36 protein-coding genes, 1 pseudogene and 1 riboswitch are annotated in these 26573 nt (G+C 47.6%); of the genes and pseudogenes, 13 read left to right on the top strand and 24 right to left on the bottom strand.

Translation table 11 applies throughout. The annotated features are described in order from the left end of the window. Window positions 1-211: 211 nt before the first annotated feature. Both KNO96_RS06190 and KNO96_RS06185 read left to right on the top strand, forming a co-directional pair. Window positions 212-1477 carry a hypothetical protein gene (locus KNO96_RS06190; RefSeq protein ID WP_214702986.1) on the top strand — a complete coding sequence of 422 codons (1266 nt, stop codon included), beginning with the start codon at window positions 212-214 and terminating at the stop codon, window positions 1475-1477. 105 nt (window positions 1478-1582) lie between these two features. Continuing rightward, complete coding sequence (locus KNO96_RS06185) at window positions 1583-2440, top strand: pirin family protein (RefSeq protein WP_214702984.1); 858 nt, start codon at window positions 1583-1585, stop codon at window positions 2438-2440. Window positions 2441-2479: 39 nt separating this feature from the next. Here KNO96_RS06185 and KNO96_RS06180 read toward each other — a convergent pair whose 3' ends face one another. The 4 genes from KNO96_RS06180 to KNO96_RS06165 are packed head-to-tail and all read right to left on the bottom strand — an operon-like array spanning window position 2480 to window position 4141. After that, window positions 2480-2782, bottom strand: coding sequence for a hypothetical protein (locus KNO96_RS06180; RefSeq protein ID WP_214702982.1), 303 nt, complete (start codon window positions 2780-2782; stop codon window positions 2480-2482). Between the two features lie 4 nt (window positions 2783-2786). Further along, window positions 2787-3260, bottom strand: coding sequence for a GNAT family N-acetyltransferase (locus KNO96_RS06175; RefSeq protein ID WP_214702980.1), 474 nt, complete (start codon window positions 3258-3260; stop codon window positions 2787-2789). Next, window positions 3260-3559, bottom strand: coding sequence for a hypothetical protein (locus KNO96_RS06170; RefSeq protein WP_026824889.1), 300 nt, complete (start codon window positions 3557-3559; stop codon window positions 3260-3262). Before KNO96_RS06170 ends, KNO96_RS06175 begins: the two co-directional genes overlap by 1 nt. 57 nt (window positions 3560-3616) lie before the next feature. Beyond that, entirely contained in the window at window positions 3617-4141 is a 525-nt protein-coding gene (locus KNO96_RS06165) for a GrpB family protein (RefSeq protein ID WP_214702978.1), read from the bottom strand. Between the two features lie 154 nt (window positions 4142-4295). Between KNO96_RS06165 and KNO96_RS06160 the strand changes: the two genes are divergently transcribed. Then, window positions 4296-4841 carry a TraR/DksA C4-type zinc finger protein gene (locus KNO96_RS06160; RefSeq protein WP_026824887.1) on the top strand — a complete coding sequence of 182 codons (546 nt, stop codon included), beginning with the start codon at window positions 4296-4298 and terminating at the stop codon, window positions 4839-4841. Window positions 4842-4885: 44 nt separating this feature from the next. Here KNO96_RS06160 and KNO96_RS06155 read toward each other — a convergent pair whose 3' ends face one another. From KNO96_RS06155 to KNO96_RS06145, 3 genes are all read right to left on the bottom strand, one after another. Beyond that, the gene (locus KNO96_RS06155; protein ID WP_214702972.1) at window positions 4886-5869 is read right to left on the bottom strand and encodes a M23 family metallopeptidase; all 984 of its coding nucleotides are present in this window, start codon (window positions 5867-5869) and stop codon (window positions 4886-4888) included. A 164-nt stretch (window positions 5870-6033) separates the two neighbouring features. Then, window positions 6034-6219 (bottom strand): hypothetical protein, encoded by a 186-nt coding sequence (locus KNO96_RS06150; protein WP_152538865.1) that lies wholly within the window; start codon window positions 6217-6219, stop codon window positions 6034-6036. Further along, window positions 6216-7007 carry a GNAT family N-acetyltransferase gene (locus KNO96_RS06145; RefSeq protein WP_214702970.1) on the bottom strand — a complete coding sequence of 264 codons (792 nt, stop codon included), beginning with the start codon at window positions 7005-7007 and terminating at the stop codon, window positions 6216-6218. The genes KNO96_RS06150 and KNO96_RS06145 overlap by 4 nt, the downstream gene beginning before the upstream one ends. A gap of 50 nt (window positions 7008-7057) precedes the next feature. Here KNO96_RS06145 and KNO96_RS06140 point away from each other — a divergent pair, with 50 nt between their 5' ends. Next, window positions 7058-7522: a GNAT family N-acetyltransferase gene (locus KNO96_RS06140; protein WP_214702968.1), complete on the top strand. Its 465-nt coding sequence runs from the start codon at window positions 7058-7060 to the stop codon at window positions 7520-7522. An 88-nt stretch (window positions 7523-7610) separates the two neighbouring features. Continuing rightward, window positions 7611-7832 carry a helix-turn-helix domain-containing protein gene (locus KNO96_RS06135; RefSeq protein ID WP_251126695.1) on the top strand — a complete coding sequence of 74 codons (222 nt, stop codon included), beginning with the start codon at window positions 7611-7613 and terminating at the stop codon, window positions 7830-7832. A 76-nt stretch (window positions 7833-7908) separates the two neighbouring features. Here the strand turns inward: KNO96_RS06135 and KNO96_RS14460 are convergent. The 3 genes and pseudogenes from KNO96_RS14460 to KNO96_RS06125 all read right to left on the bottom strand — a co-directional run. Next, window positions 7909-8208: pseudogene (locus tag KNO96_RS14460) on the bottom strand (NUDIX hydrolase); the annotation flags it as partial. A gap of 122 nt (window positions 8209-8330) precedes the next feature. Further along, complete coding sequence (locus tag KNO96_RS06130) at window positions 8331-9335, bottom strand: S66 family peptidase (RefSeq protein WP_214702958.1); 1005 nt, start codon at window positions 9333-9335, stop codon at window positions 8331-8333. A gap of 67 nt (window positions 9336-9402) precedes the next feature. Next, window positions 9403-9711 carry a hypothetical protein gene (locus KNO96_RS06125; protein ID WP_026824883.1) on the bottom strand — a complete coding sequence of 103 codons (309 nt, stop codon included), beginning with the start codon at window positions 9709-9711 and terminating at the stop codon, window positions 9403-9405. 141 nt (window positions 9712-9852) lie between these two features. On the opposite strand from KNO96_RS06125, the gene KNO96_RS06120 reads away from it, so the two are divergent. Both KNO96_RS06120 and KNO96_RS06115 read left to right on the top strand, forming a co-directional pair. Then, on the top strand, window positions 9853-10164 hold the full coding sequence (locus KNO96_RS06120) for a hypothetical protein (protein ID WP_026824882.1): 312 nt from the start codon (window positions 9853-9855) through the stop codon (window positions 10162-10164). 72 nt (window positions 10165-10236) lie between these two features. Continuing rightward, the gene (locus KNO96_RS06115; RefSeq protein ID WP_026824881.1) at window positions 10237-11022 is read left to right on the top strand and encodes an SDR family oxidoreductase; all 786 of its coding nucleotides are present in this window, start codon (window positions 10237-10239) and stop codon (window positions 11020-11022) included. 35 nt (window positions 11023-11057) lie between these two features. On the opposite strand, the gene KNO96_RS06110 is transcribed toward KNO96_RS06115, so the two are convergent. From KNO96_RS06110 to KNO96_RS06055, 12 genes are all read right to left on the bottom strand, one after another. Beyond that, window positions 11058-11852: a GNAT family N-acetyltransferase gene (locus tag KNO96_RS06110; protein WP_214700426.1), complete on the bottom strand. Its 795-nt coding sequence runs from the start codon at window positions 11850-11852 to the stop codon at window positions 11058-11060. Between the two features lie 41 nt (window positions 11853-11893). Continuing rightward, a complete protein-coding gene (locus tag KNO96_RS06105) occupies window positions 11894-12391 on the bottom strand; it encodes an NUDIX hydrolase (RefSeq protein WP_026824879.1) in 498 nt (165 codons plus the stop codon). Next, window positions 12388-13455 carry a saccharopine dehydrogenase family protein gene (locus tag KNO96_RS06100; RefSeq protein ID WP_214702956.1) on the bottom strand — a complete coding sequence of 356 codons (1068 nt, stop codon included), beginning with the start codon at window positions 13453-13455 and terminating at the stop codon, window positions 12388-12390. Before KNO96_RS06100 ends, KNO96_RS06105 begins: the two co-directional genes overlap by 4 nt. Window positions 13456-13495: 40 nt before the next feature. Further along, window positions 13496-13975, bottom strand: a complete 480-nt coding sequence (locus KNO96_RS06095; protein WP_034770800.1) for a hypothetical protein — start codon at window positions 13973-13975, stop codon at window positions 13496-13498. A 90-nt stretch (window positions 13976-14065) separates the two neighbouring features. Then, window positions 14066-14695: an NADPH-dependent FMN reductase gene (locus KNO96_RS06090; RefSeq protein ID WP_371742775.1), complete on the bottom strand. Its 630-nt coding sequence runs from the start codon at window positions 14693-14695 to the stop codon at window positions 14066-14068. Continuing rightward, entirely contained in the window at window positions 14692-15684 is a 993-nt protein-coding gene (locus KNO96_RS06085; RefSeq protein ID WP_214702954.1) for a ring-cleaving dioxygenase, read from the bottom strand. Before KNO96_RS06085 ends, KNO96_RS06090 begins: the two co-directional genes overlap by 4 nt. A 27-nt stretch (window positions 15685-15711) precedes the next feature. Next, complete coding sequence (locus KNO96_RS06080) at window positions 15712-16155, bottom strand: MarR family winged helix-turn-helix transcriptional regulator (RefSeq protein WP_031421914.1); 444 nt, start codon at window positions 16153-16155, stop codon at window positions 15712-15714. Window positions 16156-16286: 131 nt separating this feature from the next. Further along, window positions 16287-16718: a GNAT family N-acetyltransferase gene (locus KNO96_RS06075; RefSeq protein ID WP_214702952.1), complete on the bottom strand. Its 432-nt coding sequence runs from the start codon at window positions 16716-16718 to the stop codon at window positions 16287-16289. A gap of 11 nt (window positions 16719-16729) precedes the next feature. Continuing rightward, window positions 16730-17860: a tetratricopeptide repeat protein gene (locus KNO96_RS06070; protein ID WP_214702950.1), complete on the bottom strand. Its 1131-nt coding sequence runs from the start codon at window positions 17858-17860 to the stop codon at window positions 16730-16732. Window positions 17861-17909: 49 nt separating this feature from the next. Then, the gene (locus KNO96_RS06065) at window positions 17910-18449 is read right to left on the bottom strand and encodes a ribonuclease FAU-1 family protein (protein WP_214702948.1); all 540 of its coding nucleotides are present in this window, start codon (window positions 18447-18449) and stop codon (window positions 17910-17912) included. 64 nt (window positions 18450-18513) lie between these two features. Continuing rightward, the gene (locus KNO96_RS06060) at window positions 18514-19566 is read right to left on the bottom strand and encodes a DUF58 domain-containing protein (RefSeq protein WP_214702946.1); all 1053 of its coding nucleotides are present in this window, start codon (window positions 19564-19566) and stop codon (window positions 18514-18516) included. A 2-nt stretch (window positions 19567-19568) separates the two neighbouring features. Continuing rightward, window positions 19569-20489, bottom strand: a complete 921-nt coding sequence (locus KNO96_RS06055; RefSeq protein WP_214702944.1) for an AAA family ATPase — start codon at window positions 20487-20489, stop codon at window positions 19569-19571. 93 nt (window positions 20490-20582) lie between these two features. Here KNO96_RS06055 and KNO96_RS06050 point away from each other — a divergent pair, with 93 nt between their 5' ends. The 4 genes from KNO96_RS06050 (at window position 20583) to KNO96_RS06035 (ending at window position 23110) form a co-directional block, all read left to right on the top strand. Further along, window positions 20583-21275, top strand: a complete 693-nt coding sequence (locus tag KNO96_RS06050; protein ID WP_214702942.1) for a hypothetical protein — start codon at window positions 20583-20585, stop codon at window positions 21273-21275. Between the two features lie 73 nt (window positions 21276-21348). Continuing rightward, window positions 21349-22089: a hypothetical protein gene (locus tag KNO96_RS06045; protein WP_214702940.1), complete on the top strand. Its 741-nt coding sequence runs from the start codon at window positions 21349-21351 to the stop codon at window positions 22087-22089. A 45-nt stretch (window positions 22090-22134) separates the two neighbouring features. Further along, a riboswitch (TPP riboswitch) is annotated at window positions 22135-22234 on the top strand. 66 nt (window positions 22235-22300) lie between these two features. Further along, window positions 22301-22786, top strand: a complete 486-nt coding sequence (gene thiW / locus KNO96_RS06040; protein ID WP_214702938.1) for an energy coupling factor transporter S component ThiW — start codon at window positions 22301-22303, stop codon at window positions 22784-22786. Window positions 22787-22846: 60 nt separating this feature from the next. After that, window positions 22847-23110, top strand: coding sequence for a hypothetical protein (locus KNO96_RS06035; RefSeq protein ID WP_214700446.1), 264 nt, complete (start codon window positions 22847-22849; stop codon window positions 23108-23110). On the opposite strand, the gene KNO96_RS06030 is transcribed toward KNO96_RS06035, so the two are convergent. Then, complete coding sequence (locus KNO96_RS06030; RefSeq protein WP_214702931.1) at window positions 23105-23581, bottom strand: GNAT family N-acetyltransferase; 477 nt, start codon at window positions 23579-23581, stop codon at window positions 23105-23107. The genes KNO96_RS06035 and KNO96_RS06030 overlap by 6 nt on opposite strands. Window positions 23582-23791: 210 nt before the next feature. Between KNO96_RS06030 and KNO96_RS06025 the strand changes: the two genes are divergently transcribed. Further along, window positions 23792-24190 carry a VOC family protein gene (locus KNO96_RS06025; protein WP_214702929.1) on the top strand — a complete coding sequence of 133 codons (399 nt, stop codon included), beginning with the start codon at window positions 23792-23794 and terminating at the stop codon, window positions 24188-24190. Window positions 24191-24278: 88 nt separating this feature from the next. Next, a complete protein-coding gene (locus KNO96_RS06020; protein WP_214702927.1) occupies window positions 24279-26096 on the top strand; it encodes an LTA synthase family protein in 1818 nt (605 codons plus the stop codon). Between the two features lie 104 nt (window positions 26097-26200). Here KNO96_RS06020 and KNO96_RS06015 read toward each other — a convergent pair whose 3' ends face one another. Then, a complete protein-coding gene (locus KNO96_RS06015; RefSeq protein ID WP_214702926.1) occupies window positions 26201-26485 on the bottom strand; it encodes a putative quinol monooxygenase in 285 nt (94 codons plus the stop codon). Between the last annotated feature and the right edge of the window lie 88 nt (window positions 26486-26573).

Below are 26573 nucleotides of genomic sequence, written 5' to 3'. Positions count from 1 at the left end.
TCATGATATCAACGTTTTTTCGTCAAAAACCGACATGAGAAAAAAGTGAAAAAGTAAAATTAAGACATAATTGGTTTTATCCCCCGTCCAGTTCAAGTTGGACGGGTTTTTTGTTTTTTTTTCGAAATAACACTTTAATTTTCCTAAGACTAAAGTCACAAAAAAATGGTGCTAGAATGGTGAAAGTGATTCATTGAAGGAGAGTACCGATGTGAAAAAGTACCTGATTTTCAGTACCCTCGTTATCCTGATTTTTTTATTCGGATGCGAGGAAGAACGCGCACTCCGTCTCCAACCCGCTCCTGAATATTATCAAGGACGTGCCTTGTTACCAAATGGACAACAAATCGAAATTCCAGAATCCGATCGCGCAACCATTATCGAATTGTGTCAACCAGACAACGCGACGCCAACGATTCCAAGTGGCAAAAGACATTGGCTCGGGACGGTCACATTAACCCAACCATTGACTGATGTCACTTCCTTATCCGCTTTTCCGACAGCTACTTTTTTCACTGTCGAAAATAAATCATATGTTCAATGTCAATTAGACGCCCTCACGTATGTTACAAAAATTGATAAGATGCCTGAGAGTTTAAATGATGTTCAATATGCAGCTGATGCTTATCCTGATGTTGCTAAAATTCGGTTTGCCGAACCTCACGAATATGCGCATTTTGCACAAGAGATGAAAAATCCGATAGGTAATGAGCCCTATCCAGAGCGAAAAGGCATCGAACACACCCTTTTCCACCTCACCATGCCATTCAATGGTGAGTTCGAACTGACGTTTGAATCTTCAGATGGCGAAGAACACCTGACAATTCCAATTCAATCATCACGTCAACCTTATTTGTCATTCGGACTCGGGACCGAAAAATCTGACGATACGTTACAATATGCGATTTATACAAGTCATGACCAAAATGACTATCAGGAAGTATTACGACCGAAACAAGCTCATATGTCACAGATGTTTGGTGCGAAGATGGCCTCACAACTTCCCACAGTTCTTGTACCCGGCCACCGCTATCCACTCTATAGCTTTACATTTATGAATGAAGGAACAGCTCAGCGCCAAAACGTTTCACTTACGTATCATGAACCTAAATTACTATATGGAAAAGAATTGGACGAAAAGATTCATAATAAATTAAGTAGTCAACGTCATGTCATTTTCCATGATTTGGCACTTATCGGAACTGAATCAAAAGACGCCCCATTCCTCCAGCATGTCGGTCAAGATGAAATGAAATTTATTTTCCGCGCCATCAAACGAGCCAACGCGACCGCCTATGCAGGCAAGACCGCTTCCACACCTTATGTGACCCTATTTCAAGGGATATGCGCCCAAACGTTTGATGTTAGCTATGATGGTGCAGATGTGTACGTGACCAATTCAGAGACAGGCGCCCATTTTAAGCTACTACGTGAGGATGCCATCAAGTGGTATAACCTGTTTGAACAAAACACTTAATCCGACAGTTACGAATACGTCTGTCTTTTTGCATATTCATGAGGCAAATATAGTACAATGAGACACATTTTTTGGGAAGATAGAAAGGGAAAGGAGTGAATCTTTGTGACAAATCCATTTATACGTGACGTGAACCGTCATTGGCGTGTCTCCTATCGACAAAACGGATATCCCCATGTGCAACAAGGATGGGTATTACCACCTGAACAAAAAGAGGCATTCGATCCATTTATTTTGATGGCAGAGGACTGGTTCAAACGTGGAACGTTTTCTGACCACCCCCATCGCGGATTTCAGACAATCACATATGTCATCGATGGTCGCCTAGAACATATTGATAATCATGGCGGACATTCGATTTTAGACGCCGGTGATGTTCAATATATGAACGCCGGGTGGGCTGCTAGACACGCTGAAGAAGCGGTCGAAGATGATTTGATCCATACGTTGCAGCTTTGGTTAAATTTGCCGAAGTCGTTAAAAACGACAACGACTTCCTATCAGAACGTATACGTCGAAGACGCACCCGTTGTTTCCTTCGACGGTGGACAGCTACGTGTCTATTCTGGTGAAATCGCGGGAGTAAAGGGACCGATGGACAGTCTCGTTCCAATTACGATGACCGAAATATTGTTGAAAGAAGGCAGCGAATACGAACACATCCTGCCTGCGAACCATAACAGCTTTATGTACGTACTCGCTGGTTCGATTGAAGTTGGATCTTCTAGAACCCCGCTCCATAAAACTGATGTGGCGACACTGACGTTTGATGAAACATCTGAAGCGAAGAGCACATTTCGACTGAAGGCCACGACACGCACACGGGTGCTCGTCTATTCCGGAAAACCGATTCGGGAAGATTATATTGCGCACGGTCCATTCGTGATGAATACGGAAGAAGAAATCCGTCAAGCCTTCCGTGATTATCATAGCGGAGCATTCGGTCCCCCAGCAGTGAAATAAACAAAGGGAGCTTCTCGACATGAGAGCTCCCTTTACTGGTTATGATCGATCCGGTTGTAACACCGTCTGTTGTGTCGGAACATTTCCGATTGGTACAGTACGCTCGACGAGAACGTAACGCTTGCCTTCCACCTCAAACTTACGGTCGCCAAGATAGTGAGCGGCCTTTCCATCTTCGTATAGTTTCGACAAGATAGCAGGTACGTACTCTTCTAGCTTTGTATAGTGTTCATCAAGGGTCATGACGATATTGCCACCTTTATATCCGAGCCAGTAACTATAAAAGAACCAACCTAACGACAGTACTCCGAGAATTCCTAATCCAATTGTAAGTAGCTCCATCATGTTATTCCTCCAATTTTTTCATGACAATCTGACGTTTCGGGATAAACCCGATTTCGCCATAAAACGAAGCAGCATCCGTATTGCTCATCCAGTAGTCTAGTTCAATCGATTTGAATCGGTGGTCAAGCGCCCATTGCTCCATCCATTCCATCACACGTCGACCATAACCATTCCGTTGATACGTTGTGTCGATACTGATGTGATGAACATACACGGTTCGGACAGCTTGACGAAAAGCATTCGCTTCACTCACTTTCTCCTCGAACCATATGTAACCGATTGGAGTTGCTTCAAGCTGCATCACCATATAGTGATGGCCGTGTCTTCCAATCAGTGTTAAAAAGGCTTCATACATCTTCTCTTCCTCATACTCCGCAAAGAATTCTGGGTTCATCCGGAAATGATGCTCATGAATGGAACGATTCAACCGTGCGATGAGACGTGCATCGGTCGTAGGGATAAATGTGATCTCCATCATCCGGTATAGTTTGAAGAATTTCGATCTTCGTTCACACCGTGCGGTTTTTCAATTCCTCGCAACGTATGGTCATTCGAAGCTTGAGTCCCTTTCCCTCCTAGGCGACGTTGAAGCGGACGTGCCAAAAAGTAACCCACGAGGAGCGAAATAGGTAACACGATAAAAAATGTACCGAGTAGCGTCATCATATACCCTTTGTCTGTATCTCCGGCAATCATGCGGAGAAGAATGAACAGCCCTGTGAATATAAGTGCAGCCAAAGAGTATTCCACACATTTCCCGAGAAATCTTTTCATACGACATCTCCCCCTTTAAGGTTTGATGTATTATACGACCATTCCCATAAAAAGGTTTCAAACCCCATGATTTTCTTTATACCACTGTGTCGCTAGCCGTTCCGTCTCGATAATCCAATTATGCTTCCCTTGAATGTACCCCTCCATATCTTCTGGGTGCTGCGCTGCGAGTTGAAGTTTCAATGCACCATAGTCATCTCGCACGTCAGGAAAGGTACGTAAGTAATCTCGAAAGGCGAGGTGTCTGATGACATCCGGATTCCCCTCTTCAAACACATGCACGTGAACCGTTCTCTCTTCTTCCCCTTTACGGAAATAACGCCGCTTCGGAATACCGTATTCACCGAGTCCTCGATAACCGAGCGCTTCCATCCGCTCCATATACGCATCGACTCGTTCAATGTCCCGTACGACCGGCATCATGTCAATGATTGGTTTCGCTGCTAACCCTTCGACCGATGTGCTTCCGATATGATGAATCGAAACGAGTTCCTCTTCGAATAGTCGACGCAACTTTCCCGCCTCTTCTTCAAATTTCCGCTTCCATTCCGGACTGTACTTCACCACTTCGACTTTTCTCATGATTCGTTCCTCCTCACTAAAATAAATACTCTCTATTGTCATCATACCCTTTCTAAACATCGCTCGACACGACGGATTCCACTTCAAAAGGTTTGTACACAAATAAAATGGGAAACCCTATATTAATGACTTGAGAACTGGAGAGTGAATGGATATGTTGACCGAAGAACAAATCGAAACGTTTAAAAAACGACTGTTGAAAGAAAAAGCAAAGACAGAAGGATATATGGATAACCGGGAAGAGACATATGATGAAGGAGAGCTCTCCCATTACGATAATCATCCTGCTGACTCGGGCGAAGAACTCTTTTTGCGTGAACGCGACCAAGCACTCAACGAACTTGATGAGGAGTTCTTAAGCGATGTCGACAAGGCTTTACTCGCCATTCAAAATGGAACGTATGGAAAATGTGAAGTATGCGGGAAAGACATTGAACTAGACCGTCTTGAAGTCATCCCGGAAGCTACGCTATGTATCGAGCACGCTCGTGCACAGGAAGAAGAAGAGCACGAACATGAACTTGATCGACCAGTCGAAGAAGACGTGTTGAACCCGAATGAGACGGCCCGTCGTAAGGAACTAGACGGAACGGATGAACCCGGTCAAAAAACGGATGCCTTCTCACAAGTTGAAGATTATGGAAGCTCGGATACGATTGCCGATAGTGAAGGCAATCACGATCCGACACGCGAACAATAAAAGATGCCCTGACCTCAATCGAGAGGTTCAGGGCATCTGTCTGCTTAAAACGTTGCTTTCACTGGAGAGGCACCACCGAGGCGTTCTGCCACTTTCATCGGATTGACGGCATTTCCAGCTGAAGTGGCCGAGAAATTGTAGTCCCCTTTATGAATTTCAAAATGTAAGTGTGAACCTGACGAGTTGCCCGTGTTTCCGAGTTGACCAATCGGTTCACCTTGGCGCACCGTCTGCCCCTTTTTCACATCGACTTTGTGCATATGGGCATAGACCGTCGTCCATTTTTGACCGTCTACGTTATGCTCAATTTGAATATGGTTTCCATAAGGTCCACTTGAGCTAACTTTTGTGACTGTTCCAGCTTCTGCGGCGTAAATCGGTGTGCCTGTTTTAGCGGCAATATCGAGACCGTTGTGGAATGTGTATCCGAACTGTCCGCTCGCCGCACCGAATCCTTGAGAGAGGCGTCCTTCTGCCGGCATTAAGAACCGATCAGGAGCCATCGCTTCGTACTGCTTCTTCAAATTGCTTAACTGATTCGTTTGCTGCTTATATTGTTTTGACTTCTCGTCATATGATGTCTTCACATCTTGACGGGTCGCTTCAATCTGTAGTTGTTCTTCTTTTAACTGTTTCAACGTTTCGTTTACTTGCTCTTTCTTTTTAACGAGTACATGATGCGCTTCCTCTGCATCGGCGGCTTCCGCTTTCGCACTCGGTAGGACAGAAGAGACGACTTTTGAAAAGAGTGATCGTTTTGTCGGAACAAGGTCTTCTTCCACTTTTTCTAACTCTATAGAAGTGCCTTCAATCTCGTCTCGCAACGCTTCCGCTTTATGGTCGACTTGCTTCAATTTTGTTTGAATGGCTTGAATGGATTGTTTCGTATCTTTTACTTGCTGTTTCGTTTGTTGCAAGGATTCTTCCGTATGAACAAGGTCTTGCGGGGATATGTCGTTAGCGGATACGGTTTGTCCTTGGAATAAGAGAACACCGGCACCTGCCGTCATGATGAGTTGTTTCCACATATATATAATAAACCCTCCAAATTGATACATTCATAAATTTTAAAAAAGCTACATGTGCGAATATACCACTAGGAGGTTAAACATTTCAATATATGAAGTTTTTCATTTTCGTTTCATAGATAACAGAATGATGTGAAAACCATAACGACCGCTTCACAATCGTTTCACCCACGTTTCCTCGTATAATATTTTGTAAGGACGACCCCAACGATTGAAAGAACGGTGACACCCATGCCACCCAACATGAAGAGCTGTGACATATGTTTGGGGATGTTCGTGGTCAACGCAATTAAAGTTAACGTGTTCCCACCGATCAACCCAATGATGCAAATCACTATTAGTCGCTTCATAAGGCATTCTTCACCATTTCAAATTGTGCTATCTCGTCTTGAACAAATCCTAATCGTTGTGCTGCTTCAATCCATTCAGGACGGTCCGACGTCAAGGTGATATGAAGTGGCGATCGGCTCGCAGCCGCCCGCAACAACCATTCCGCATCCTCGGCGTGACCAAAAACATCGAGCAATACATGATTGCGGTATAACAAAAAACCTTCTTGTTGATCTTCTACCACTTTCACAAGTTCCGCCTCCTGTTGGGTCACACGCACATCGCATTGCCAAATCGGAACATGCTGAGCTGTCGGATATAGTCGGTCGAACAGCGTTTGAATCGGTTCCGAAGTCATCTGAGCGGTCGTTACAAGTGGTACCGCTTGAAAGTAATAAATTTCACGTGTCGTCTTGTATCCAAGTTGATGATAAAGCGACAACGCCGCATCGTTCCCTTGAATCACTTCGAGCAACCGAGTGCCTTTTGCGTTCTCTTCAAATCGTTGCATCAACTCGGTCGCAACTCCTAATTTCCGGACGTGTGGGGCGATCGCAAGACCGCCACAACGCGTCTGCCATCCTGAATCAAGATGTGCAATCCCACTCAATACGACGCCAATCGGCTCTTCTCCGTCATAAGCGACGATTGAACGAGACGGCTGATTTTGGTCTCTTACGAGAAAGACGTCTTCAAACGTCTGCTCGTCGAATTGGAACGGAATGATATAATCAGAAAAACCAGTCATAAACGCGCGATATATATCTTGCAGTGGCGGATTTTGGCGATATGTAAATTGTGTAGACATATAACTCCTCTTTTCTGAAAGAAATGAATAACGACCGAAGGAGACTTCTCATGAAAATCACACTCGAACACCGAAATGAGTCGCACCAATCAATCCTTGATACATTTGATTTACCAACGGACCAAGAGAAGTACACGACTCTTCCAAAAGACATGGATCATTCATTACCTGATGGCGTTCATCCAATTATCGTCGTCGAGGCGAAGCCGATCGGTATGTTTTTATTACATGACAATGAACGCGTCGCTTCCTACACGAACGAACTAAACGCCTTACTGTTCTCCGCTTTTTCCATCAATTATGAGGAGCAAGGCAAAGGTTACGCTAAAGCGGCGCTCCGAGAACTCCCGACATTCGTGCAACAACACTTCCCACATGTTCGTGAAGTCGTCTTGTCGGTCAACTTGAAAAACGAGGCCGCTTTTTCACTCTATACGACAAACGGATGGATTGATACCGGACGTCGAATCGGTGGGCCGATCGGCGAACAACGTATTCTTTCCTTAACGATTTAACAAAAGTAGGCGAGAATTCTCCCTCCCCCTCCGCGGGTATCGGATGAGGAGGACACATCACGATCTGCTGGAGGGAGGAGGGACGGACATGCTGAAAGGCTACACATACAGGCTCCACCCGACGCCTGCACAGGCCGAGTTCCTGGTCCGGACGATTGGTTGCGCCCGGTTCATCTACAACAAGCTGCTCGAGGACCGCATCGCCATCCGCGAGGAGGCGAAAGCGGGGACCAGAACGAGACGGAAACCGGCGACGAACAACCAGCATGGCACGATCCGCATCGAGGCGGGGCTAAATCGGTTTGCGTGATTTGAACAAGATGATTTGTCATTAGGGAGTTCCCTTCAATCGTTCGCAATCTTCCTTCTGTAAGCGCCAAAAGCTCGTTCCTGTGTACAGCTACGATATCCATCACTTCCCCGTCGTCAAAATGAATCGGCTCACCTTGATAGAGATAGCAATACGTATGTGTAAATTCGCGATCGACAAACCCGTCTAGTTCAATCGTGTCTTCAAAAACTCCCATAAAAGCAAGCTGTTCAAACGTCAACGACAGTCCAAGCTCTTCTTCAATTTCACGAACGCCATCTACAATCGTCTCGTCTGCAGTGAGATGTCCCGCCGCAGTGATATCATATTTCCCGGGAAAATCCTGTTTCTCCATGCTTCTTCGCTGAAGGTAGATGAGGTCTTGTTTCTAAAACCAACAGTGGAACGTCTCATGCCAATCCCCATCAAGATGAACCTGTCCTCGCTCCTTCTCCCCTATTTTCCGGTGATTCTCGTCAAAAATGGTGAGGTGCTCCTTCATTCAGACACCCCATCTTCTAAAAATCGAATCGTTCCATTCGTCGCATCCAACTCGGCCTGAATGCCGATTGGGAAAACGTGAGACGGAAACGTGTGTCCGATATCAACATTCGTCAGAATCGGAAAATCTTTTTCTCCGATGACTTCAAGCAACAAGTCGTTGAATGAGAAGGGGGCTGATTGATCTTGAAAATGCTCATGCTTCCCGATGATCAATCCCGAAATTTCATCAAATACGCCAGCCAGCTTTAGCATGCTGAGCGAACGTTCTTCTTCAGCCATGGTCTTGAACGAGTCTTCTAGGAATAGAATCGCTCCTTTCAAATCAGGAAAGTAATCCGATTTGAAGAACCCGGACATCGTGTTCAAATTCCCGCCAATCAACGTCCCCTGTGCCTTCCCATCCCTAAGTGATATCCATCCTTCATTCGGTTGGAACGTCTTGACGCGTTGTTGCGTCGACCAATCGAGCATCTCTTCGGTCCATTTATCAGGGATATGTAACTGAAACGGAGCGTTTCGTTCTAAGCAGAGAATATCTTTGACATATTGCTCCCCCGCCTCGAACATCCCACCGTATTCACCGAAAGAAGGGACGATTGCCGGACCGTAGAATGTGACGACTTCCGTTTGGGCATAACACGCCATCAAGATTGCCGTCACATCACTATAGCCCATGATGATTTTAGGTTGACGTCGCAATTGCTCATAATCGATATACGGTAGCAATGAGTTTGAATTCGTTCCTCCAATCGTACTGATAATCGCCTTCACTTCAGGGTCATGTAACAATGCATTCAGTTCGTCCGCGCGACTCCGAATGGACGATGACCGATATCCTTCTGTTCTATATGTACACGTGCCCTCTTTCACCTTGAATCCCATCCGCTTGAGCTGTTCGACGCCACGTTGATAGCGCTCCTCAAATTGAACAGGTGCCGGAAAAGAAGGCGTAATGATTCCTATCGTATCCCCGAATTGCAACATTTGCGGTGTAATCATGATCCCCACTCCAATCCCTTGTAACATCGTTATGACGTATTATACCGCAGGAGTGGTAGATTACGATTCAAAATAAATCAGGGTCTTCCGATAACGTTCTCACTTTTCGAACTTTCGCTGGTCGTCCAGTCCACCCGAGCGCCACAAAGAAAAATGCACCTGCGAATAAGCCAAATAGTGTGGTCAATCCCACTTGAACGCCAACGAACCCATACTGTTCTCCCATTTTCACCAGTAAAATCGGCGCGAACAGACAAGTCATACTGAGTGAAAGAAGACCTCCCCATACTCGTCGCTTTGCATTACCGATTGTAAACCAACCAAACGTAATCCATACACAAGCAACCAATCCTAGCGCCGCAACCGTCATCCACATTCGCCGCACCTCGCCTTTCGTTTTTCTTTCTATTCCCTATTTTTCTTATGATTCCTACTATTTTTTCAAGTAATGAGAGAATTTCCGGGTAAAGGTAAATTAGACAAGATGCGAAACGGGACAATGAAGGAGTGGGTTGATATGAGTTCACGATTAACCTTTGCCCTAGTCTTTCTCGGCCTTTTTTTAATCGTCGTTTATTGGATGAGTACGTGGAATGACAATGTTGTCGAAGGACAGATTGAGCGAGTCGATATTCCTCAGCTATTGATTGAATCTGAGTCCTCAGAAGAAATCAGCTTGCGTGTGATTTTGATCAATGACCAAACAGAAGTGACGGGTATCGTCAATAGCGTACAAGACTTACAAAGCGGTCAGCTCGTCACGATCGAAGTCATTCCCACTGAGTCCGACTTGAACATCGCGCGTACGATTGAAGTCACGTCGCCATGATTTTCTGAAATGAAGCGTAACTTTTCTAGAACTGTGGAATATGAGAAGGAGTCATAAAAAGGAGTGATTAGGTTGATTTCAAATAAATTACTATCTGGAAAAGTAGCGCTTGTCACCGGAGCGGCCTCTGGAATTGGACGTGCCGCTGTCATCCGTTTCATTCAAGCGGGTGCAAAAGTCGCCATTCTTGACCTGAATGAAGAAGATACGATGCGTCTCGCTAGTCTCGTCGGAGAAGAACGGGCCATCGGCATTAGCGCGGATGTTTCGGATGAAGCAGCAATGAAAGAAGCGTATGAACGGACGATTGAGCGATTTGGTCGAATCGACATCGTCTTCGCGAACGCCGGACGAAACGGGACCATCACACCGATTGAACATCTATCTATAGAAGATTGGAACGGTGTTGTAGAGACGAACCTGACGGGAACGTTTTTGACCGTCAAACATGCGATTCCTCATTTGAAAGAGAATGGGGGGAGTATCATTATCACCTCTTCGATTAACGGCAATCGCTACTTTAAAAATTTTGGTTTCAGCGGCTATGCGACAACGAAAGCAGGACAGACCGGCTTTGCGAAAATGGCAGCTGCCGAGCTCGCACAATTCGGAATTCGCGTGAATTCGATTTGTCCAGGGGCGATCGATACGAATATCGACGATTCGACTAATCGGGACGATGCGTTGCTTGAAGAAGTCGTGATCCCCATCGAGTATCCACTTGGGAATCAACCCCTTGCCGGAAAATCCGGTTCCGCGAAACAGGTCGCTGACGTTGTCTTGTTTTTCGCGAGCAACATGTCGAGCCATGTCACCGGTTCTGAAGTGTATGTCGACGGTGCAGAATCCCTCTTGTAACTCAAAATCAGCTCACCTCGCATGAGGTGAGCTGATTATTTGAGGATTGGACTTTTCATGACCGCTTTTTGGTAGAATGGCTGAAATCCGAGCCGTTCCATATTACGTCCGGAGGCCGAATCGACTTTCGTCGTTACGGTCAGGACGTCACATCCAATCGCTTTCGCCTCGGCGATTCGTTCCAAAATGAGTTGCGTCTGGTATCCTTTTTGTCGGTAAGTCGGTACGGTGCTCGTCAGAAACAGTTCTCCGATTCCGTCTTGCGTCGCTAGGATCCCACCCGCTACGACAGTGTCCTCTTCTCGGACGAGATAGGCGTGGTTACTCGGTAACGCATAAAACCCTTTGGCCGTATCGACTGTCTCTTGAAGAATCGTTCCAGATTCTGCAAATCCGGCCGCAATCGCGGTTGCCCATTCATTGAGCGTCTCATCCTGTACCTTTTCGACTTGATTCGAAGAAGATGGTCCGTCATATTTCGTTACATCTAACGTCCAGACGTCTAAAAAGTGATCGAGCGTATAATTGCGTTCTTGCAGTAAGCGCAGTAAGGAATCATCCGCTAATGGACAAACTTCGATATGTAGGCGAGACACATTTTTCCCGCGCACCCACTTTTCCATCTGATGCAGGTCATAGAAGCTTGTCGGTCGGTTGAGTCCGAATCCGACTGCAAAGCTCATATTCCCCATTTTGAATACGTGCCCTTTACCTTCAACGTGCAGTTCCGCACCTTCATAGGGAGGGGTTTGTTTGCGGTGTCGAATATAAGCAGACGTCCCCTCCGCTTTTATACCTTCGATGCGTCGTGCCAATTCTAAACGTTTCACTCTGTTCCCTCCCTTGTTTCTTCCATGTTGAGTGTAGCATATCACGTTCGAATCAAGTGACCGAACCGGATCAATCGTTCTTTGACAGTAGGTACGAGTTCAACAGAATCGAGCACGGTGTCCCACTCCTCTAATCTCACATCGACCACTTCATCGATTTGTAAAGAGAGTTGTCTCAAATCAATCGACCGCTCGCTCGTGTATACATACAAATCTAAGAAGTACGTCTCGCGCTTGATCGTCGTCACGAAACGAAGCTGTTCAGGCAAGACACATAGTCCCAATTCTTCTTGAAGTTCACGGACCGCCCCTTCGCGACTCATCTCTCCCGCTAAAATCGAACCGCCTGTCCCTTCCCAAAGAAGAGGATATTTCTTATCAGGATGACGCCTAGAGAGTAACAGTTTGCCATCCGGATCAAATGTGAACACCTCGATGACCGTATGGAACGTGTTCGGTTCCAAGTCGTCACCTCGAAAATGGGTTCGTCCGAGCGGTTGCCGATTTTCGTCTAGTAAATCCCACGTTTCCCGGCTCATGGACGAATCTCATCAACCACAAACGATGACGATCCTTGAATTTCTTCGAGGAATTGAGAGCCGAACAACATGGCCGGTGTAAAACTCCCGGCAAGCATTCGACCGGGACCGAGTAATCGTTTGACGACGGCGAGCGCCCCATACACGGTGAAAGCATACGTACTCGCCGTTTGAATTCGGACGACAATCTTTCGTCCTTCTGCATTTGTCGCTTCGCCCCATACGTAGGTCGATGATTTTTCACGTTCAGCCTCGTCCGGTCCAGATACGTTCTCGTCGACATATCGGAGCAATCGCTTTTGGACGGCGTCTTTTCCAAGAATCGGGCTGAACCATGACAAAGTACGCGCAACATAGGCAGCCGCTGTCGGCACCGGCACCCACGTCGTAATATTCGGGATGTCCGTCGTATAGTAGGCGGTCGAAACGTCTCCCCAAGGAATCGCAATCGCGGTGCGGCTTCCACGTCCGAAATCAATCGTTCTGCGCTTTGCCCCAATCGGAAATGGTGATAACTTTCCGTTCACACGCTCCATACTGCTCGACCCAAGCCCACGGACGGCTGTTTTCATCGTTCCTGGTGAAATGCCACCTGCCGCCGAAAAGCCGAGAGCGAGTGATGTCGCATCCGGCAATAGTTCCTTTAACTTTCGCGCCACACAGTCAGTCGGAATGACATCAAATCCAACGCCCGAACATAAAATGATGCCACTTTCCTTCGCCTGAGCCGCCCGTTGTTTAGAATGGACGTATTCAAACACGTCAATTTCCCCGGTAATATCCAAGTAATGCGTGCCCGTCTCCAAACATGCTTCAATCATGACTTGACTCGTATCCGTGAAAGGACCTGCACAATGAAGGACTAAATCTACATCGTGAAGCGCCTCGATTGCGGCTTCACGACTTAATGCAAAAATCGATGTCTCGCAACCGAGTTCGTCTCCGAGTCGATGAATCGAACGCCCATTCCGACCGGCAAGAACCGGACGCATTCCGTCACGAACGGCTTGTCGGGCAACCAGCTCACCCGTATATCCATTCGCCCCATAAATCATCCATCTCATTTTTACTCCTCCTTATGTAAGTTTGTCCTTGTTCGTTTCCCTAAAATAAGTTGAATCGAACGAAAAAATCTTGGATGACATCGATGATATACACACTTCCCGTTACAATAAGCAAATATCCGATTGGGATGAGCAGACTTTTCACTGCAGCTCGTTTCATCACGTCCATCCGATTAATCAGTCGACGATCGATGAGGAAAAACAGAATAGTCGCGAGAAGACTGAGCCATGACAAGACGAGTCCGAATAGTATATGTAAAGCGAACGAGGTGAACCACCTTGATCGTTTCGAACCGAATCGATTCGCCAACCAGTCACTGCACCATGAGGTCACGACACCATAGGTCAACATGATTGGAAAACTGACCGCTACATAGGCAACCGTCATCAGAAGGAAGCCACTCAGTACATCACTCATTCCTCCATTTTCTCGTACACCCGTCATGGTGACCCCGCACGCTAACAGAATCGCATAGATGGGCGAGGTGATCGATGCAACGATGATTTTTCGATTCCACATCTACGTTCCCCCTAATCCCTTCCAACTTTACACGACCTGTTCTGAAAACGCACAAAAACCAGCCTAAATTTAGGCTGGCTTCGCGATTTGTTAATTGTTTGCAACTTCTCCCGCTTTCGTACGGACCGATTGCATCGCTTCCGTCCATGGAAGGAGTTGGTCGATCATATCGTTGACCGATTGTGCTTGAACGTCTTTCGGAGCGAAATGCGTGCCGTTCTCGAAGTCTGTGAAGAGTGAGAGGGCAGGATGGACACGGACGTGAGCGATTGACAATTCACTCAAAACACCCCGTAGATGTTCTGTTGCCCGCGCTCCACCGACAGAACCGTATGAGACGATTCCGGCTGCTTTGTTGTTCCATTCGACGCGTAAGTAGTCGAGTGCGTTTTTAAGAGATGCTGAGATGGAATGGTTGTATTCTTGGACGATGAAGATGAATCCGTCCATTTGCGCAATTTTCTCCGACCAGGTCGCTGCGCCTGATGCGTCTTGACCCGCTTCACCGAGGAGCGGTAAGTTATAATCTGCGATGTCGATGACTTCATAGTTGGCATCGCCACGTTTGTCGGCGAGTTCTTTCACCCATTCCCCGACTTGTGGACTGACGCGACCTTCACGAGTTGATCCGAGTACGATTCCGATGTTTAACATAGTAGTTCCTCCTTGGTTATGTTGTGATGCATCTGATTTTCCAAACAAGCGATTTAAGAAACTCATTTCATGCCCTCATATTCTTTCTCAAATGTTTTCGTGCTTCTGACCGTATCGATTGGTCGTACCATCGCCTCGATTTGCGAACGTTTCGCTTCGAGGAATGGCGGGAGTGACAATTTCTCACCAACTGTCTCATACGGCTCATCCCCCATAAATCCTGGTCCGTCTGTCGCCCATTCAAACAAAATTTGCGGCGCGACACGCGCATAAGACGATTCAAAGAAGAAGCGGTCGACATAGCCAGAAGTCGGCAAACCGAACTGTTGGAGACGTGCTGTCCATTCATCGAGGACGCTACGATTCTCGACACGGAATGCGACGTGGTGCACGGTACCGAATCCTTGACGTGCTTGCGGAGATGTGTCGTCATGAATGACAATCACTTGCGCTCCGTTTCCACCTTCACCTCCTTCAAAGAGATAGACATCGTCTTCTCGTCCAATCTCTTTGAACAGCATCACTTGCTCCATCACTTGTTTGAAATACGTGATGTCGGCGATCCGAATAAAGATGGGACCGAGTCCCGTGATGGCGTATTCAAGCGGAATCGGACCGTTTTGCCACGGCTCGCCCGACGCGATACCTTCGTTGAACTCATCTGAGATGAGTTGATACGCCTGCTCATCAAAGTCGATAAACGAGAGCGTCTTTTTCCCGAACTGTTCCTGAATCCCCTCGTGCTCGACACCGAGACGGTCGAAGCGACGGAGCCAATACGTCAACGCTTCATCATTCGGCACGCGGAATGATGTCTTCGCGATCTCATTTGTCCCATGCTTGCCTTTCGGGATACCTGGGAAGTCGAAGAAGGTCATGTCTGTCCCGGCATTCCCTTTATCGTCTGCAAAAAATAAGTGATACGTTTGAATGTCGTCTTGGTTGACCGTTTTTTTCACTAAACGCATGCCTAACACGTGAGTGAAGAAATCGTAGTTTTTTTCGGCACTACTCGTGATTGCTGTGACGTGGTGAATTCCTTTAACATGATTCATCATTCTCTCTCCTTTTATATCTTGATTTCAAGATACATGATTAAAATTTTTTGCGGCTTCTGCCCGCTTTCCTATTTGTTTCAACTGTTCAATCGTTTCGTTTAATTGCATCCCTTCAAACACGGCGTTCATATGCTCCGTATGCTTAGGGAAAATATCTTGCATCAAGCGCTCTCCGTCATCCGTCAGCGCCGCGTATGTGATGCGACGATCGCTCGGACAAGCCTTACGAATGAGATACCCTTTTTCTTCTAACCGGTCCACGACGTACGTCATACTTCCGCTCGAGAGGAGAATTTTCTTCCCGATGACTTGAATCGGTTGATCTCCTTTATGATATAAAAACTCGAGTACGGCGAACTCGGTCGCGTTCAATCCGTAAGACGCCACTTCCTGCTTCACCAGGTCTTGTAACGACTGAGAGGCACGTAACAGCACAGTAATTGTTTTTAATGCATCAGATGGTTCCATCTGTCTCCCTCCTTTGTCCAAGAGAGCCATTAACTTAAATTCAAATATCTTTAATTCGAGATAAATATATCATGCGAAGATTTTCCCGTCAATCGATTTGATTCAAAAAAATGAGACGGGTTGTTCCCGTCTCATTCCCCTCGCCGAATTACAGCCATTTCACGACCGAATCGATGGCCCTCATCAACGAATCCTAGGCTTTCATATAAGTGATGCGCTGCCTCGTTCTCGGGGTGATAGCCGACGACAATCGGTTTCCCCTCGCCGATTTCTTCAAGCATCAGCTCTGTCGCCTGTCGACCAATCCCTTTGCCTTGATGAGCATGGTCGATCATGATTCGGTAAATCCACCATGCATCCAACTCTTCAAGCTCTGTATTGTACATGAGGAAACCGACCATCGTCTCGTCCTCATAAATTGCGCGCGGGCGTAGCGTCGGTTCGTACATCGCTTGAAGTAACGAAATCGCATTCGGCTCCATATACGACTGTTGTTGTTCACTTAATGCCAATTGACAGCATGTATACCAATTTTGTGCATCGATCGGACGTAGTGAAATCATGTCATTCTCCTTTAGTCATATGTCTCATTTAAGTTTCTTGCATAAAATGCGATGGCACGGCGGTACCGCGCGATGCTCTCGTCCGCTTTCGGACTTGCAAGCAGCTCAAGTAATGTTCCCGTCGCTTCTTCATGGCGACCGACGTTGTAATGGGTCATCGCTTGAAATACCTTGAGCGCCCCGTAATTCGGGAATTGCTCAATTGCCTCCTCAAATAACTGTTCCGCTTCCGTGTATCGTCCGAGTGCCCGATACGTACTGCCGAGTCCGAGATATGATTCCGCCAACTCTTCCCCCGTCAACCCGAGTCGGATGGCTCGTTCATAATGCGGGACCGCTTGACGCTCTTCCCCGAGCGAGTCATAGCACCACGCGCAGTATGCATGTAGTCTCGGATTTTTCTCATCTTTCCGTAAGAGCGACAGGAACAGTTGCTTCGCCTGCTCAAGTTGTCCCTCCTCACGGAGACGGACGGCTCGATCAAACTCATCTTCTTCTGTCACGTCGGTCACCTCCTGTGCGAAATCTTCGTCTAACCACGCTTGTAACATTTCATAATACTTACCGATATGTACCCCATCGACGAGTGCGTGATGGGCTTGGACGGATAACGGCATGACCAGACGCTCGCCTTGGCGTTCGAACTTGCCCCAAGCGATGCGCGGCACGCTGTCATGTTGTTGCTGATGCGTCGGGTGCATGATGCTCGTGAACGTGACCCACGGGACGCTCGTGATATACAGTAAGTCGTCGGGCTCTTCGTCCCCGACCACGACTTCATCACCAGCTTGCTCCATCCGCGTCGTCACTTCCTGTAAGAATGTCGGTAAATCCTCATTGAACGTGGCCGCACAAAAGTTGAAGACATCCTCGTCTAACATGACCGTGAACGAGGGGTGGACCACCTCGTGTTCGACAACCTCTTCACCACGGATCCGATAGCGTAATTCCGGAATCGCGTTCGCCGCTCTCACCGCACCGTATAAAAAGAGTTTGAAGAACGATTGATCGCTCGCCTTGGCATATGTATAGAGATTTGTCACATCCACGTTCGCCGTCACGTTGAAATGTGGCGCATCAAACGCTTTGAAAAACTCGAAGTGCTTACGTCGTGCCCACGTCTCGATTTCAATTTTTCTCATAAAAACTCCCCCTCCTACGCTCTTACTGTAGCAGAGAGAGTGAATTCGCTCATAGTTTTTGTTTCAACTGTGTATAATGGTCTTTTGCTAAATCAAAGTAGACGAAGTCTCCGCGTTCGATCCGTTCGAGCGTCGCTTCGAACTCACGCCATCCCCGCTCGACTTGTTCAGGCGTCAGCTCGCCACTCTCAGTCGCCGCTTCGAACTCATCCTCATCTTTTTTGACGATGTCTCCGTTCGGAAACACAAGAATATCGAGCAATAAATCGTCCATGTATGGAATCCCATTTTCTTCACCGATTCCGTCGACGAGGTCGATATACCATTGCACGATCTCGCCTTCCGGATTGATCATAGCTGTCACACCGAACGGTTCATTGTCCGGGAAATATTGGAGCCAACTAAACCCGGCATCCGCCACAATGAATTCTTCGCCTTTATGCATTTTATATTGAGGTGCTCGGACCTCATCGATTTGGAACAAGGCGACCACTCCGGAAAATTGTTCCGTCTGAACTCGAACTTGTGCGTAACGGTTCTTTAAAATCCGTTCCCAGTCTCGTCGATTCGCATACTTTCGTTTTGGCATATGAATCTCTCCCTTTCCGTCATCTCTGTATGATACAGTTCGCCAGAAGAAGGGAAATCCCTTGTTAGTCATACAGGTTATGCTGATTGAACCAGACGAGATGACTTTGCTTCAAGCGTTTCCGCTCGACCATACGAACGAACGCATCTGTCGAGATGAAACGATTCCCGGGATGAAGGTCGGCCAGCATCATGAGGATGAGGCGTGATCCACGTCCCCCTTCCTGCAGGAGGACATGCTCCATCTTCCCTTCACCATTGAAGCGATTGATGAACAGTTCGACTTTACACTCTTCTTTTAAGAGTCGGGTCGTCACATATGCGACTTGGCTGATAATCGACTCGAAGTCGTGATGCAACGTGTAGCCAGACGGACCACTCAAGTCCACTGCGAATGTGAACGTGTCGAGCGACGTCTTTTGAAAAACTTTCGACTGGACACGTCCTAGTTTCGCCGTCGCAACCCAGTCAATCTCTTTGACAGGTTCCCCTTCATACGGCTTCGACCCTAGAACCTGAAGTGGATTTCGAAGGGGTGATGCGGTCAAAGGTCGGTCACCGAGCGCCAAGCGCTTCGTGCCGACGGGTGGGTGTAGCGTGAGTGACGGTAATACCGTCCAACTCTTCTCAATAGGGCACTCAAGAAGATACGTCCCGAGATGAAACGGGAGCGTCACAGCAAGTACGCACTCCTCGATGTAAGCAGGACCTCGGAATTCGGCTTGAATGTGAAGCATGTGACGAGCCTGATCTGTCCGTAACGTCATATCCAAACTATTGGGGGACCGGTCGTGGGCTGGGAAGCTGAGCGCTGTATTGGATTTCAGTCGAACATGAACCGGAAGCCCGAGTCGTTCGAGGGTTTCACTTCCATCTAAAATCAGTTGCACTTCCGTCTCATCCCCAACGAAGAGAAGAGACTCGTGTGTATGTATATGAAGACGAAGGGCTCGCTCTAACTGTTTCCGCGTCCGTTCGAAGAACCAGACGATGCCCGCAAGTAAACAAAGGGCATATCCGACAATTTCCATGTACGGGACGAATACGAGAATCACCCCAGCGAATCCATAGACCGGAATCCATTGTTTCTGTAGGGCGTTATGTGTCGAGAATGTCATCATCAACCCTCGACCGGCACAGAAACGGTATCTAAGATGTAGCGGATGATGTCCTGTTTCGTCGATTTGATGCCTCCTTCAAGCGTCAACGTCAGGCGATGGGCCAAGACATAAGGTGCCACGGCTTTTACATCTTCCGGAATGACGTACAATCGATCGTTCAGATAGGCATAACTTTGAGACGCTCGCATGAGCGCGATGGCTCCGCGTGGACTGACACCGACCTCGACGGATGGGTGTTCCCGTGTCGCATGGACGAGTCCGAGCAAATAATCGAGGACATCATCTTGAATCGATACTTGCTTCACTTCATCTTGCGCTCGGCGCAACTCGTCTAACGTCGCGACTGCCTCCACGGTTTTCCGTGTTTGCCGCATGACTTGTAAGAGGAGCTCCCGCTCTTCGGCGACATCAGGGTAACCGACCGGAATCGAAATCAAGAAGCGGTCGAGCTGGGCATCCGGTAACGGGAACGTCCCGGCCGATTCGATTGGGTTTTGCGTCGCGATGACGAAAAACGGTTTCGGCATCGGATACGTCTCTCCCCCGATGGAGACTTGTCGTTCTTCCATCGCCTCGAGCAAGGCGGACTGCGTCCGTGGAACCGCTCGGTTGATTTCATCGATCAAGATGATATTCGCAAAGATCGGTCCTTGTCGATGGTCGAACGTCTGCGTCTGCATGTTGAAGTAATCTGCGCCAATCACGTCAGACGGTAACAAGTCGGCCGTGAACTGAATCCGAGAAAACGCTCCGTCGAAGCTAGCTGCAATCGTCTTGGCAAGTAACGTTTTTCCCGTACCGGGTACATCCACTAACAAAATGTGTCCTTCCGCGAGTAACGCCGTACAACAGAGCCGTACGACATCCTCTTTTCCTAAATACACCTCGTTCAACTGTTTGATAACCTGCTCCATGCCCATATGACGACCTCCATTTTTTGTCTTAATCAAACTTTACCTTTTTATGGTAAGATAAACAACAAATAGTCTGAAAATTCAAAAGGAGGTACCCTCTTGCGCTGGACGAACAAATTTCTTCTCATGATTGCCACCACACTCCTCGGGACGTTCACGATAATGGTGATCACGACGAGTGTATTCGAGTGGCTCTATAACCCGGAAACGATACCGGTCGAGGAAAGTCATAGTCTTCCGACTGATCTCCTATCGGATGAGGACGATGGAATTTTAATTGGTGAATCCAAAGCAGATTACCCATTTGAATTGGATCCTCAAAAAGGGAAACATAACTTTTTTGAGAGAATCACGGGCTCTGGAGAATCAACACGACGAAATCTCGGGTTTTTCGTTGCTTTGATTGCGCTCGGTTGTCTGTCCTTTTATATCTATCGAAAACGGAAGCAACGTTTGTCGCGCGCACGAGATCATGCTGATTCAAGCACAGACTTGTACCCACAAGATGTGCAGAACCAGAACGCTTCGTCCATTTCGACGCTCACAGCGTTCACGAACGTCCCGATTCGCGATGTATTGATCACATTCAACCAATCTCTCGTACCAGTCAAACGATTGCGTGCTCATGAGACATTGCAAGAGTGGTTCCAACGCATCGATTTACCGATGAACCCATCTGTTTATCATGCGGTTCGCTACGGCACCTCCTCAGGTGTGACGATTTCTGAAGACGATATACTTCACTTCAAGAACACACTCGATCACTATGCGACACGTCCTCACCCCGAGTGAGAATGTGCACAGGTTCTGCTTTTTCGTCATGAATGATAAAATGGTGGAAAATGTAAGTTGAGGGGATGAAATCATGAGACGATGGGCGATGTTCGGATTAAGTGCACTTTTACTCACAGGTTGTACGGATACAGTGGCAGACAATCCGATTCCAATCGAATCACCGGATGAACCCATCACAGAATGGACACGTGAGGACTTTAAAGACGTCTATGACCAATATGAACAAACGAAACCGCTCCTTACTGCCCTTGAACAACAAGGAATCAAACCGTTTCGCGAGACGTTCGAACGCGTCATCATCGCCGGAAACGGCCTCGAGCATACGTATGCGGATATTTACCCATTCAAGCTCGATGACGGGACGTATGCTACCATTTTCGATAATCAGGACGGAACGGTGATCAATGGATCTGAGTCGGTCGCTCCGCTATTCTGGCAGGAGGAATCCTTCCTTCAATACGTCGAAGAGATTGAAAATCGTAAATTCGGTACAAGTGCTCCACCTACCGATGTCGTCCTCACGCAGGATGAATTCCAAACGGTCTATGACCGCCATGCCTACACGTCAGCCCTCCTCGTCGAACTCGATGAAGCGGGCGTCGAACTGGCCCGGGACCCAATCGATGACGTGATCATCGCCGGGAACGGCGTGACCGAAGTCACTGCCGACTTGTTCGTATTCGATGTCGCGAGCGGATATGCCATCGTATACGACCAGGATGGAGAAATATTAAAAGGTCCCGAATCCATCTCACCGCTCTTTTGGAACGAGAAGGACTATGAGGATCTGTTAGCCAAGAATGAGGGATAATTTCGCCCATTTTCCGATTTTAGCTATGCTATACTCAAATCAATAAACGACCACTAGGGGAGCCTTCGGGCTGAGACGGCATTGTGCCGGACCCTTTGAACCTGATCTGGCTCATACCAGCGTAGGGAAGTGGCTTGGGATACGTCTCTGTATATCCACGCCATTTTTCCGTCTGGAAACGTGGCGTTTTTATTTTGAAAGGAGATTATTCATGCGTATTCAACAACTCACTTGGATGGCGATGCTCGTCGCCATCGCCGTCGTCGGCTCGATGTTCATCTCGATTCCCACAGGTGTCGCCCGCGCTTATCCGATTCAGCATATGGTGAACGTGATTGCCGCAGTCACCATCGGCCCAATCGGAGCCGTCCTCGTCGCATTCGTGACCGGACTCATTCGCGTCATGACCGGCACAGGGTCACTGCTCGCGTTCCCCGGTGGCATGATTGGCGCGTTTCTTGCCGGCATTTTCTTCGTTCGCACGAACCGCTTCTATGCTGCCGCTCTCGGAGAAATCATCGGGACTGGGGTTATCGCTTCGTTGATTGCCGTCCCGTACGCGAAACTGTTAATGGGCTCGACGTTCGGTGCTTTCTTCTTCGTCCCGGCGTTCCTGGCCTCTAGTTTGACCGGCGCGCTTCTCGGTTGGCTCGTCTTGTCACGCGTCAAACAGTTGCGACCGAGTATACTCAAATAAAAGCCCCTCAATTGGATGGAAATGGTAAACTATAGACAACATCTATAGAGGAGGGGTTTTATGTCTCGTTTCAATCAACTTGTAGCGGGTGGTATGTTGTTGTTTTTGTCCGGACTCTTATACACACTCGAACGCATCGCACTCTACATACGTTGGTACGCCGAAATCTCAACCGGGAGTTGGTTGGAAAAACCGACGTTTGTCGATCCGTTTCTCCAAAACTGGTTCGTTACCCTATTCTTCTTTGCAGCTATCGTTCTCTTTTCGATGGGCATGAATGCTACAAAAACAACAAGTCCAGCCGAGAATCCGACCGACTCATGACGGTCGGTTTTTTGTATGATAGACCCAAATCGCTTCACCATTCCATTCATCAATTAAGCCGCTGTCGACAAAGCCGTTCTTCGCATAAAATCGTTTCGCAGCTTCATTCTCTTGATGGAGGCTCAGGATGATATCATCGACATCATATTTTGTCTGAATCCAGTCCACCGCCATGCGTAGGCACTTCGTTCCAACACCTTTCCCCTGTTCGTTTTGATCCATCATGAAACGATCGAGCCACACATACCGTTCTGTCTGGTTTTCTGCTCCGACCATCATGAAGCCAACCGGTCGCTCACCGTCATAAAATGCATAGCTCTGCCAATTATATTTCGTATCCTCAGCCATCTCTTGAAGCGACTCGGCATTTGTCTCGATGAATCGGGATTGTTTCTCGTCCACTGTCAGAGCGATGACCGCATCTCGATTGACTGCATCAATCGGTTGAATCGTGATTTCATTTCCTTTCATGCTTTCACCTCATTGGTTTCTATCCTTTTCTCTCTTCCATACGATTTCTTCCGTAAAAAGTTTCTTACCCCGTATCTTCAAAAGCACGCGTTCGGTACACTAAAATAAATGGGAAGTTGTCGTCTTTTTCACATCATAGCTTCATCCGCTTAGTATTTGACTAGGCCATATCGTACACTTCATCAAAATTGAATGAGAGGAATCATCCTAATGAAACAAATCCATCATATCTGTATCCAAACGCCTGACTATCTTGCGTCCAAGACATTTTACGAAGCACTCGGTTTTGAACTCGTCCAAGAGTCGCGAAACTTCCATACGCGTGACTTCAACAGTTGGCTCAAGCTCGGTGATTTTTATATCGAGCTCCAGACTGCTAAAACGAATGAAACGTTACAAGATTATTCGAAACATATGGCCGGTCCCGTCCATTTTGCGATCTATGTGGATGACCTCAAAGCGGAAGTCGCACGACTCGAACAACTCGGCGTCACGTTTTTACCGAAGCACGGTGGCAACATCTATTTCGTCGTCGACGGTCATTTAAGTAAACTGAAAGCACCAGAAGGAACCATCATTGAACTGCGCGATACGTTTCTGATCAACTGAGGTCGACGTGCCTCTTGTTTGTTGGACACATCTTCACGTTTCCCGCACTCGTTTCATCGGGAATGGATATGAAAAGGATGTGTTGTTCATGATCAAATATCTCGATTATTGGAGCTACTTGTCACTCTCCCTGGCAAAGCTCTTCTTTTTTAGCTGGTTGACCGCGACGGCGTTCGACTTTTCGTTCTTTCTCATCAACTTGGCGACGATTTTGCTCCTGACGAGTTGGGCACTTGCCGTGTCTTATCCGATCCGCCGATGGATTTTATACGTTTCTCTGTTCCTGCATAGTACCCTGCTCGTCTCAGACGTCTGGTACTATCGCTATTTTGAAGACTTATTATCCGTCGCTTTACTATCCGATATCGGGCAGATGGGAGATGTCGGGGGTGGCTTTTTGACGCTCATCCGCCCAATCGATGCGTTCTTCTTTATCGACCTCATCATCTACGGTTTGATTTTGCGTTATATGAAACGTCATCCTGTCCGTGAAGTGAAGTGGAACGGAAGACGGTTAGCGATTGCCGGCTTCACACTTGGATTTCTTCTTTTCACGATCCCGCTCACGCTCAGTTATCAGCGTGGGGAAAAATGGATTGCAGACGACCCGATCTCGAATATGCGTGAATACTACCATCTTGGATTTTGGGGCTATCACGCGATGGATGTCGCTCGAGGCGTCGAACGTGCCATGGGCTGGAACGAAGCCTTGACAGACGAGGAGCGTTCTCAAATCCGAGCACTTTCTTATCAGGAATTAAGTGCCCCGAGTCAGGATACGAACGTCATCGTCTTACAACTCGAATCATTCCAAACATCCGTCATCGATCAACAGATCGATGGACAGGAACTGACCCCGAATTTGAACCGATTGCGACGTGACCTGCTTTACTTCCCGAACGTGTATCATCAGACACATGAGGGACGGACGTCCGATGCAGAGTTCATCGTCAACACGTCACTCTATCCTGTCAAATCTGGTTCCGTCTACACGCGTTTCCCGGGAAATAAGTTCAGCGCACTCTCTCAATCATTGAACGAGGCGGGCTATGATACAGCAGCCATGCACTCATTCCGTAAAGACTTTTGGAATCGGGATGATTTTTACGACAACATCGGGTTCAATCATTTCTTTAGCGACAAAGACTATCCCGATCAAGGAATCATCGGGATGGCACTCAACGACCAGGAATTCTTAAATACGTCGGTTGGATTTATGGAAGAGTTGGATGAACCATTTTACGCATTTTTAGTCGCTTTAACGAGTCATACACCGTACGATATCCCGGAAGACGAGAAGCGGTTGGACCTATCTGATATCGATGACCCCCTTCTCGAAAACTACTATCATACCGTTCATTTCGTCGATGCCGCAGTCGGTCAGTTCATCGAACGATTGAAACAAGATGGGCTGTGGGATGAGACGCTTCTCGTCATATATGGTGACCACGATAGCGGTCTGACGGCACCTGGAGAAGAAATGGCTACCATCGAAGAAGTGGACTCGGCGGTTGACGCGTTTCAACTCGACCGTGCTGTCCCTCTCTTCATCAAACCACCCGGATTGACGACAGGAGAAGTCATGGAGGCGAGCGGTGGACAAATTGATATCGCGCCGACGATTCTCGATTTGCTTGGACTCTCCCCAGCGTATATGCTCGGCGACTCCTTATTGAATGATACGCCGAATCTGACCGTCTTTCGGACGGGTGCCTTCCGATACGAAGATATTTATTACGAACCAGACTTGACCGAACGAGCAGGGAATGGCACGTGCTATTCCGTCGAGACAGAAGAACCGGTCGTCTTTGATCGATGCAGCCCATATATCGACCGCGCGACCAACCAGCTCCGTCTCTCGGATACCATCATCGAGAAAGATGCCCTCTCACAAATCAATCCGTAATCGAAAAGCCTCCCGAGATATGTCTCGAGAGGCTTCTTTCCTAAGTGCTACGCAACTTGATAGACACGCTTGTACGACCAGTTCAATTCCACACACAATCAGAATCAGACTTCATGTAGCCGATAGACCTCACGTACAGCGAGAAGCTCTCCGGCTTCATCACGATACGCCTGATAGTGCGACGAATGGATATGGTGATTGAGTGCATTTTCATCCTCGTACTTTTCATAGAAGACAAACGTACCTGGCGCATCAATTGCCTCGTGAAGAACGTACGCGAGACACCCTTCTTCCGCTCGTGACGGTGGAATCACACGGTACAACGCATCACGTAACGCCTCTTCTTTTCCGGGATGGGCTTTCAAGATTGCGGTAATGACGATTTCCATACAGTACTCCTCCTTAGATAATGGACCTGACTTTCTGTTCCCGAATCTACCGCAATCTATCCCAAAAAACGGATATCTCATCATACGA

The sequence above is a fragment of the Exiguobacterium sp. s89 genome, from assembly GCF_018617735.1.
GTDB lineage: Bacteria > Bacillota > Bacilli > Exiguobacteriales > Exiguobacteriaceae > Exiguobacterium > Exiguobacterium marinum.
The sequence above is the reverse complement of the archived record's forward strand: the minus strand, read 5'-3'. Positions and strand labels throughout refer to the sequence as shown.

Bases quoted from the DNA above. Each gene is read 5' to 3' on its own strand.
- thiW (WP_214702938.1), top strand. From the start codon at position 22,301: ATGCGTATTCAACAACTCACTTGGATGGCGATGCTCGTCGCCATCGCC.
- KNO96_RS06150 (WP_152538865.1), bottom strand. From the start codon at position 6,219: ATGAAGCGACTAATAGTGATTTGCATCATTGGGTTGATCGGTGGGAAC.
- KNO96_RS06105 (WP_026824879.1), bottom strand. From the start codon at position 12,391: ATGAGCCGGGAAACGTGGGATTTACTAGACGAAAATCGGCAACCGCTC.
- KNO96_RS06120 (WP_026824882.1), top strand. From the start codon at position 9,853: ATGAGTTCACGATTAACCTTTGCCCTAGTCTTTCTCGGCCTTTTTTTA.
- KNO96_RS06030 (WP_214702931.1), bottom strand. From the start codon at position 23,581: ATGAAAGGAAATGAAATCACGATTCAACCGATTGATGCAGTCAATCGA.
- KNO96_RS06045 (WP_214702940.1), top strand. From the start codon at position 21,349: ATGAGACGATGGGCGATGTTCGGATTAAGTGCACTTTTACTCACAGGT.
- KNO96_RS06100 (WP_214702956.1), bottom strand. From the start codon at position 13,455: ATGAGATGGATGATTTATGGGGCGAATGGATATACGGGTGAGCTGGTT.
- KNO96_RS06065 (WP_214702948.1), bottom strand. From the start codon at position 18,449: ATGCCAAAACGAAAGTATGCGAATCGACGAGACTGGGAACGGATTTTA.
- KNO96_RS06155 (WP_214702972.1), bottom strand. From the start codon at position 5,869: ATGTGGAAACAACTCATCATGACGGCAGGTGCCGGTGTTCTCTTATTC.
- KNO96_RS06095 (WP_034770800.1), bottom strand. From the start codon at position 13,975: ATGTGGAATCGAAAAATCATCGTTGCATCGATCACCTCGCCCATCTAT.
- KNO96_RS06060 (WP_214702946.1), bottom strand. From the start codon at position 19,566: ATGACATTCTCGACACATAACGCCCTACAGAAACAATGGATTCCGGTC.
- KNO96_RS06125 (WP_026824883.1), bottom strand. From the start codon at position 9,711: ATGTGGATGACGGTTGCGGCGCTAGGATTGGTTGCTTGTGTATGGATT.
- KNO96_RS06165 (WP_214702978.1), bottom strand. From the start codon at position 4,141: ATGAGAAAAGTCGAAGTGGTGAAGTACAGTCCGGAATGGAAGCGGAAA.
- KNO96_RS06085 (WP_214702954.1), bottom strand. From the start codon at position 15,684: ATGAATCATGTTAAAGGAATTCACCACGTCACAGCAATCACGAGTAGT.
- KNO96_RS06180 (WP_214702982.1), bottom strand. From the start codon at position 2,782: ATGGAGCTACTTACAATTGGATTAGGAATTCTCGGAGTACTGTCGTTA.
- KNO96_RS06075 (WP_214702952.1), bottom strand. From the start codon at position 16,718: ATGATTTCACTACGTCCGATCGATGCACAAAATTGGTATACATGCTGT.
- KNO96_RS06160 (WP_026824887.1), top strand. From the start codon at position 4,296: ATGTTGACCGAAGAACAAATCGAAACGTTTAAAAAACGACTGTTGAAA.
- KNO96_RS06170 (WP_026824889.1), bottom strand. From the start codon at position 3,559: ATGAAAAGATTTCTCGGGAAATGTGTGGAATACTCTTTGGCTGCACTT.
- KNO96_RS06130 (WP_214702958.1), bottom strand. From the start codon at position 9,335: ATGATTACACCGCAAATGTTGCAATTCGGGGATACGATAGGAATCATT.
- KNO96_RS06025 (WP_214702929.1), top strand. From the start codon at position 23,792: ATGAAACAAATCCATCATATCTGTATCCAAACGCCTGACTATCTTGCG.
- KNO96_RS06020 (WP_214702927.1), top strand. From the start codon at position 24,279: ATGATCAAATATCTCGATTATTGGAGCTACTTGTCACTCTCCCTGGCA.
- KNO96_RS06055 (WP_214702944.1), bottom strand. From the start codon at position 20,489: ATGGGCATGGAGCAGGTTATCAAACAGTTGAACGAGGTGTATTTAGGA.
- KNO96_RS06145 (WP_214702970.1), bottom strand. From the start codon at position 7,007: ATGTCTACACAATTTACATATCGCCAAAATCCGCCACTGCAAGATATA.
- KNO96_RS06090 (WP_371742775.1), bottom strand. From the start codon at position 14,695: ATGAGTTTCTTAAATCGCTTGTTTGGAAAATCAGATGCATCACAACAT.
- KNO96_RS06015 (WP_214702926.1), bottom strand. From the start codon at position 26,485: ATGGAAATCGTCATTACCGCAATCTTGAAAGCCCATCCCGGAAAAGAA.
- KNO96_RS06175 (WP_214702980.1), bottom strand. From the start codon at position 3,260: ATGGAGATCACATTTATCCCTACGACCGATGCACGTCTCATCGCACGG.
- KNO96_RS06035 (WP_214700446.1), top strand. From the start codon at position 22,847: ATGTCTCGTTTCAATCAACTTGTAGCGGGTGGTATGTTGTTGTTTTTG.
- KNO96_RS06140 (WP_214702968.1), top strand. From the start codon at position 7,058: ATGAAAATCACACTCGAACACCGAAATGAGTCGCACCAATCAATCCTT.
- KNO96_RS06070 (WP_214702950.1), bottom strand. From the start codon at position 17,860: ATGAGAAAAATTGAAATCGAGACGTGGGCACGACGTAAGCACTTCGAG.
- KNO96_RS06135 (WP_251126695.1), top strand. From the start codon at position 7,611: ATGCTGAAAGGCTACACATACAGGCTCCACCCGACGCCTGCACAGGCC.
- KNO96_RS06080 (WP_031421914.1), bottom strand. From the start codon at position 16,155: ATGGAACCATCTGATGCATTAAAAACAATTACTGTGCTGTTACGTGCC.